This is a genomic window from Actinophytocola sp., assembly GCF_036402745.1.
Classification (GTDB): domain Bacteria; phylum Actinomycetota; class Actinomycetes; order Mycobacteriales; family Pseudonocardiaceae; genus Actinophytocola.
Map to the genome: position 1 here is coordinate 1 of NZ_DASWSJ010000333.1, position 7,042 is coordinate 7,042.

The following is a 7,042-nucleotide window of genomic DNA, read 5'->3' on the forward strand; positions in this document are numbered from 1 at the left end:
ACCCCACCCCACCAGGCTTGCCACACCCACCCGGCGTACTCAACCTGCCCACCCAACCCGACCTGCCCAGCCCGCCCGGCCTGCCCGATCCACCCGGCCCCTCCCGGCCACCGAGCCTGCCCAGCCCGTCGGGCCGACCCAGCTCGCCCAGCCCATCCGGCCTGCCCAACCTGCCCGGCCTCCTCGATCTGCCAGCTCCATCAACCCCTCCAACCCCACCGGCCCAACTCCCCAGCCCCACCACCCCAAGCCCCCGCACCCTCGCCAACGGCCGGCGGCACTGATGGGCTGGAACAACCCCCCAGTCAGCTGGTCAGAACTGGAGCGCATCCTCTCCGGCCGGCCACCGGACAAAGGCCGGCCAGGAGACAGCCAGCCGGGAGACGAGCAGCCGAAAGGCGACGGCGGCGACAGCCCAGCCTGGACCAGGCACCGCGAGCGCTACTCCGCGCCAGCCGGCATCGGCCCACCTGGCCCCACCGACCTCGCCGGCGCCGACACCCGCACCCCCTACGCCGAGCTCCACTGCCACTCCAACTTCAGCTTCCTCGACGGCGCGAGCCACCCCGAGGAGCTGGTCGAGGCGGCCGCACTCCTCGGCCTCGACGCCATCGCCATCACCGACCACGACGGCATGTACGGCGTCGTCCGCTTCGCCGAGGCGGCCAAGGAACTGGGCGTCCGCACGGTCTTCGGCGCCGAGCTCAGCCTCGGCCTCAGCCAGCCGCAGAACGGCGTCGCCGACCCGGAGGGCGAGCACCTGCTGCTCCTCGCCACCGGCACCACCGGCTACGCGCGCCTCTGCCGCACCATCACCTCCGGCCAGCTCGCCGACAGCGAGACAGGCAGCGAGACAGGCAGCGAGACAGGCGGCGAGACAGGCAGCGAACGAGGCCGCAGCGAAAAAGGCCGCCCCATCTACAACCTGGCAGAGATCGTCGAGGAAACCACCGGCGAGTGCGTCGTCCTCACCGGCTGCCGCAAGGGCGCGGTCCGCGCGGCACTCCTGCGCGACGGCCCGAACGCGGCGTTCGCCGAGCTCGTCAAGCTCACCGAGGCGTTCGGTTCGGACCGGGTGTTCGTCGAGCTCATCGACCACGGCCTGCCGCTGGACACCACGCACAACGACCTGCTCGTCAAGATGGCCAGCGAGCTCCGGCTCCCGGTCATCGCCACCAACGCGGTGCACTACGCGCAGCCCAACCGCGGCGACCTCGCCGCCGCCATGGCCGCCGTGCGGGCCCGCCGCTCACTCGACGAGCTCGACGGCTGGCTGCCGCCCGCGCCCACCGCGTACCTGCGCTCCGGCGCCGAGATGGGCCGGAAGTTCGCCCGGTACCCCGGCGTCGTGCAGCGGGCCGCGCTGCTCGGCCTCGAGCTGTCGTTCGACCTCACCCTGGTCGCGCCCAACCTGCCGCCGTTCGAGATCGACGGGCACACCGAGATCAGCTACCTGCGCGAGAAGACCTACACCGGCGCACTCGCCCGCTACGGCACGCCGAAGGACAACCCGAAGGCGTACGCGCAGCTGGCGCACGAGCTGCGGGTCATCGAGGACCTCGGGTTCCCCGGCTACTTCCTCATCGTGTCCGACATCGTCGACTTCTGCCGCAGCAACGGGATCTACTGCCAGGGCAGGGGATCGGCGGCCAACTCGGCGGTCTGCTACGCGCTCGGCATCACCAAGGTCGACGCGGTCCGCTGGGAGCTGCTCTTCGAGCGCTTCCTCGCCCCGGCCCGCGACGGCCCGCCGGACATCGACCTCGACATCGAGTCCGACCGCCGCGAGGAGGCCATCCAGTACGTCTACGAGCGCTACGACCGCCGGCACGCGGCCCAGGTGGCCAACGTCATCTCCTACCGCGCCAAGTCGGCGGTCCGCGACATGGCCAGGGCGCTGGGCTACTCACCCGGCCAGCAGGACGCGTGGAGCAAGCAGATCGACCGCTGGGGCCCGCTCAAGTCCACAGTGGACGACAACGACCACGACGTGCCGGTCGCGGTCCTCGAGCTGGCCGGCCAGCTCGAGAACTTCCCTCGGCACCTGGGCATCCACTCGGGCGGGATGGTCATCTGCGACCGCCCGGTCAGCGAGGTGTGCCCGGTGGAGCGGGCGCGGATGGACAAGCGCACCGTCCTGCAGTGGGACAAGGACGACTGCGCCGCGGCCGGCCTGGTCAAGTTCGACCTCCTGGGCCTGGGCATGCTCTCCGCGCTCCGCTACATGGTCGAGCTGGTCACCGAGCACCACCACCACGAGGTGAACATCGACAACCTCGACCTCGAGGACGAGCACGTCTACGCGATGCTGTCCCGGGCCGACTCCGTCGGAGTGTTCCAAGTGGAGAGCCGGGCGCAGATGGCCACGCTGCCCCGGCTCAAGCCCGCGGAGTTCTACGACCTGGTGGTCGAGGTCGCGCTCATCCGCCCCGGCCCCATCCAGGGTGGCTCGGTGCATCCCTACATCCGCCGGCACAACGATCAGGAGGAGATCACCTACGACCATCCATTGCTGAAGAAGGCCCTGTACAAGACCAAAGGCGTCCCGCTGTTCCAGGAGCAGCTGATGCAGATAGCCGTCGACGTGGCCGACTTCACCCCGGCCGAGGCCGACGAGTTACGCCGGGCGATGGGTGCCAAGAGGTCGACCCACCGGATGGAACGCTTACGCGAGCGGTTCTACGAGGGGGCGGCGGCGCACGGCATCGGCGACGAGCTGGCCGGCCGGATCTACGAGAAGCTGATGGCGTTCGCCAACTTCGGCTTCCCCGAGAGCCACGCGCTGAGCTTCGCGTATCTCGTGTTCGCGAGCGCGTGGTTCAAGCTGTACTACCCGGCCGCGTTCTGCGCCGCACTCCTGCGGGCCCAGCCGATGGGCTTCTACTCCCCGCAGTCCCTGGTGGCCGACGCGAGGCGGCACGGCGTGACGGTCCGCGGCCCGGACGTGAGCGCGAGCCTGTCCTACGCCACCCTGGAGTTCACCGACTCCCACGACGCGCCCCGGGACCCGCGAAACCCCGACGACCACTCGGGCCCGGCGATCCGCCTCGGCCTGGGAACCGTCCGCACCATTGGCGACGACCTGGCCGGGAAGATCGCCGACGAACGCGAGGCCAACGGTCCCTACAGGTCCATGACCGACCTGGCCAGACGCGTGCAGCTGACCAGGCCCCAGATCGAGGCCCTGTCCACGGCCGGCGCGTTCGACTGCTTCGAGGTCAGCCGCAGAGAGGCCCTGTGGGCGGCGGGAGCGGTGGCCGGCGAACGTCCGGACCGCCTCCCCGGCACGACGGTGGGCGCGACGGCGCCGCCGCTCCCCGGCATGACCCCGCTCGAACTGGCGGTGGCGGACGTCTGGGCCACGGGCCTGTCCCCGGACACGTTCCCCACGGAGTTCCTGCGCGAGCACCTGAACGAGCTGGGCGCCGTCCCGGTAGCGAACGTGTCCGAAGAGGACGACGGCTGCCGAATCCTGGTGGGCGGCGCGGTCACCCACCGCCAACGGCCCGCGACAGCAGGGGGAGTGACGTTCCTGAACCTGGAGGACGAGACGGGCATGATCAACGTGGTCTGCTCGCCCGGCCTGTGGACCCGCTACCGCCGAATAGCAAGGAACTCCTCGGCCCTCCTGGTCCGCGGAATGGTGGAAAGCGCGGAAGGCGTGACAAGCATCCTGGCCGACCACCTGGAAGCCCTGGACCTGAGCATCCCCGCCAAATCCCGCGACTTCCGCTAACCCACACCACAAATTCGCCTCGGCCGGCGAAACACCAGGCCACCGCCGCGGCGACCCAACGGAACCGACCAAACTCTCCACTCACTCGCCCAACTTGTCCACAGGCGACAGCGATCCCTGGCTTCAGCCACCTCGACCGGTAGACTGGAACGTGGGTGGCCCCCCGGGAGTGGTGGGGTATGCCGCCGCGAGGCCGGCACCAACCCGAGTCTCGTGGCGCCGCCAGCGGCCACGCACGCGCCGAGGGCCCCACCGGCGCAGCCGGCGACCAGGTTCCGCATCCGGCGCGGCAGGCTGCCTAACCACCAGGCCGCCCAGCCCCACGGCCGCCTACCACCATCGCCGACCTTCGCCGCACCGAGCGAAATCGCCGGATTCCGGCCAATGGGCGCTATGTCCTTGCACGGCAACGGTTCTAAGATCCAGGAGTGCCGTCGCAGCGTCGCGATCCCGAAGCGGGCAAGGATGGGCTCGCCGTCATCGTCGTCGGGGTCGACGGTGGGGTTCGGGCCCAGCACGCCGCCGCCTGGGCCAGCGGCCTCGCGCGGCGCGAGCGGGCGCTGCTGGTGGTCGTCTACGTCGAGCCGCTCGGCAGCGCCGCGTACTGGTCACCCATCGGCATGGCCACCGCCGCCGAGGCCGCCAACGCCTTCGTCGCCGAGCTGCATCAGCTGGCCGTCCGCTACCTCGACGCCGCCGGCATCTCGTGGGAGCTCGTTCACTACCGCGGCGACCCCGCGCACGGGCTCGAGGCCGTCGCCGAGGACCGGCGGGCCGACTGCATCGTCGTCGGGCGCGGCGGCGGAGTCGCGAAGTCGCTCATCAACGACGCGCGCCGCCCTGTCGTGGTCGTTCCCTAGAGTGCCCCTCATGACCGAACGTGGCGAGGACTACCGGGACGCCATCCTCACCGGACAGCAGTGGACGCAACGTCACTTCGAGAAATGCACCTTCGTCGAGGCCGACCTACGCGGCCTGGTCACCAACGGCTGCACGTTCGACCACTGCGACTTCACCCGCGCCGACCTCGGCGAGTCGCGCCACACCTCGAGCGCGTTCCGCTCATGCACGTTCAACCGCGCCACCCTCACCGACAGCGCGTTCACGGCATGCAGCCTGCTCGGCTCGACGTTCCTGGACTGCCGCTTCCGCCCCTGGACCATCAGCGACTGCGACCTCACCCTCGCGAGCCTCACCGAAGCCAGCCTCCGCAAGACCACGCTGGCCGGCCTTCGCCTCCGCGAGGCCAACCTGATGGGCGCCGACCTCCGCGACACCGACCTGCGCGACTCCGACCTCACCGGCGCCCGCCTCGCCAACACCCAGTTCGCCGGCGCGGACCTACGCGGCGCGCGAATCGACGCCACCGGCCTCGTCCACGGCAAGCTCGCCGGCGCGCGGGTCGACCTGGACCTGGCGGTGGCGTTCGCCGCCGCCCACGGTCTCCACATCGAGGGCTAAACACGGCCCACGCCGCGCCTAGCCGCGCGGCCGATCCCGCCCGCTGATCTCCACCAGCCGGCCCAGCGCGACCAGCTCACCGATCGCGTCCGGCAGCAGGTACGCGGTCCCGCCGCCCGGCTGTTCGAACCACGGGATCGCCGCGCCAGTCAGGACCTGAACCGGCTGGCGCACCCGGTACGCGTGGTACGGGCGCTCGACCCACTCCGGCACCAGCGACCGCTCACTGAACGGCGTGCCGACGGCATAGACGAGGTTGCCGTCGTCCTCACCGAAGCGGTCGATCTCCGTGCCGGGCTCGAGTTCCACCAGACGCTTGCCGCGGAACAGCGTCAGCGGCGGCTCGCCCGGCAGGGGGCCGATCGGCCAGTCCTGGTTGGCCGGCGGCGCCGCGCTCGGCTCCGGACGCCCACGCCCCGGATCCGGTCGAGGCGCCTCAACCCGTACGGGCTCGGACCGGTCGAAGCCTGTCCCCGGCACATCGGACCGCAGGGGACCAGCTCCCAACGGCGCGCCCCGCGGCGACTCCGGCCGCTCAGCGCGATCGAATTCCGGCCGCCCGAACTGAGTCTGCTCAAGCTCCGGACGATCGTGCCGCCCAACATCAGCCCGCCCGAACGCACCCGGCCCGACATCTGGCTGATCGAATCCGCCTCGCTCGGCGCCGGGCCGGCCGAAGTCTGGCTGCCCGGCATTGGGCTGATCGAACCCGGCGCGCTCGGCGCCCGTGCGGCCGAACTCCGGCTGCCCGATGTCGGGCTGATCGAACTCGCCTCGCTCGGCACCGGGCCGGCCGAAGTCTGGCTGCCCGGCATTGGGCTGATCGAATCCGCCTCGCTCGGCGCCCGGCCGGCCGAACTCAGGCCGGCCGGCGTCTGGTTGATCGAATCCGGCCCGCTCGGCGCCTGCGCGGCCGAAGTCCGGCTGCCCTGCGTCGGGCCGCCCGAACTCAGGTCGCCCGGTGTCCGGCCGACCGAATCCAGACTGCCCCGCACCGGCCCGACCGAAGTCGGCACGTTCGGCGTCGGCCCGGGCGAAGTCGGGCTGTCCGGAGTCGGGCTGCCCGAAGTCTGGCCGTTCCGCGTCGGCTCGGCTGAAGTCGGCTCGTTCGGTGTCGGGGCGACCGGTGTCGGGCCGGCCGAAGTCGGGGCGGCCGTTCTGCGGTCGGGGTGTCTCCGGACCGCCGAAGGCGCCTTGGTCGGCGTCCGGGGTTCTGAAGGCCGCGCCCTCGGAGTCCTCCCGGCCGAGGTCGCTGCGCGCACCGTGCCGTCCCACCTCGGCGCCGCCGGCCTCCGAGCCGGCGTCCGACCGGCTACGACGGCCGACCGGCTCACCATCGGATCCGCGGAAGTCCGGCCCACCGGCATCCGGCCCGCCGAGCCCGGGCATGCCGAAGACCGTGGGCTCGGAGTCATGCCGCCCACCGCGGCCGGGCTCGCCCCCGAAAGCGGCAGGCTCGCCCACCTCGGAACGGCTGGCCCGACGCCCCGGCTCTGGCCGGTCCGACTCGTGGCCCGCCTCGGCGCCGCGACCGCCCTCGTAACCGGCGGCGCCACCCACACCGGTCCGACTGCGACGACCAGAGGAGGCCGGCTCAGCGTCAGCCCCCCGCGACCCGGGACGACCGGTGTCCGGCCCGCCGTGGTCACCAAACGCAGCCGGCTCATCGTCGGAACCCCGGAACCCGGGACGCTCATCCGGCCCGCGGCCAGGAACGCCACCGTAGCCGGGACGCCCATCCGGTCCGTCGGCTTCCGGCCCGCCGCGCCCGGACATCCCGAAGGCGGGCTCGCTGTCGGAACCGCGGTAGCCGGGACGTCCGTCCGGTCCGCCGGCATCCGGGCC

The 7,042-nt window shown here is 71.9% G+C and carries 5 protein-coding genes; 4 read left to right on the forward strand and 1 reads right to left on the reverse strand.

All coding sequences use genetic code 11. The annotated features are described in order from the left end of the window. Nucleotides 1–283: 283 nt before the first annotated feature. The 3 genes from VGD70_RS30695 to VGD70_RS30705 all read left to right on the forward strand — a co-directional run bounded on the left by VGD70_RS30695 (nucleotide 284) and on the right by VGD70_RS30705 (nucleotide 5,197). The gene (locus VGD70_RS30695; RefSeq protein WP_331087523.1) at nucleotides 284–3,736 is read left to right on the forward strand and encodes an error-prone DNA polymerase; all 3,453 of its coding nucleotides are present in this window, start codon (nucleotides 284–286) and stop codon (nucleotides 3,734–3,736) included. A gap of 428 nt (nucleotides 3,737–4,164) precedes the next feature. Then, nucleotides 4,165–4,596 carry a universal stress protein gene (locus VGD70_RS30700; protein ID WP_331087525.1) on the forward strand — a complete coding sequence of 144 codons (432 nt, stop codon included), beginning with the start codon at nucleotides 4,165–4,167 and terminating at the stop codon, nucleotides 4,594–4,596. Between the two features lie 10 nt (nucleotides 4,597–4,606). Further along, a complete protein-coding gene (locus VGD70_RS30705; RefSeq protein WP_331087527.1) occupies nucleotides 4,607–5,197 on the forward strand; it encodes a pentapeptide repeat-containing protein in 591 nt (196 codons plus the stop codon). An 18-nt stretch (nucleotides 5,198–5,215) separates the two neighbouring features. Here the strand turns inward: VGD70_RS30705 and VGD70_RS30710 are convergent, their stop codons facing one another. After that, nucleotides 5,216–5,506: a TNT domain-containing protein gene (locus VGD70_RS30710; protein ID WP_414638099.1), complete on the reverse strand. Its 291-nt coding sequence runs from the start codon at nucleotides 5,504–5,506 to the stop codon at nucleotides 5,216–5,218. A gap of 282 nt (nucleotides 5,507–5,788) precedes the next feature. On the opposite strand from VGD70_RS30710, the gene VGD70_RS30715 reads away from it, so the two are divergent. Beyond that, nucleotides 5,789–7,042, forward strand: a 1,254-nt coding sequence (locus VGD70_RS30715; RefSeq protein ID WP_414638100.1) for a hypothetical protein, incomplete at its 3' end; no start/stop codon positions are given.

Coding starts and splice junctions, on each gene's coding strand:
- VGD70_RS30695 (WP_331087523.1), top strand. CDS start 284: ATGGGCTGGAACAACCCCCCAGTCAGCTGGTCAGAACTGGAGCGCATC.
- VGD70_RS30705 (WP_331087527.1), top strand. CDS start 4,607: ATGACCGAACGTGGCGAGGACTACCGGGACGCCATCCTCACCGGACAG.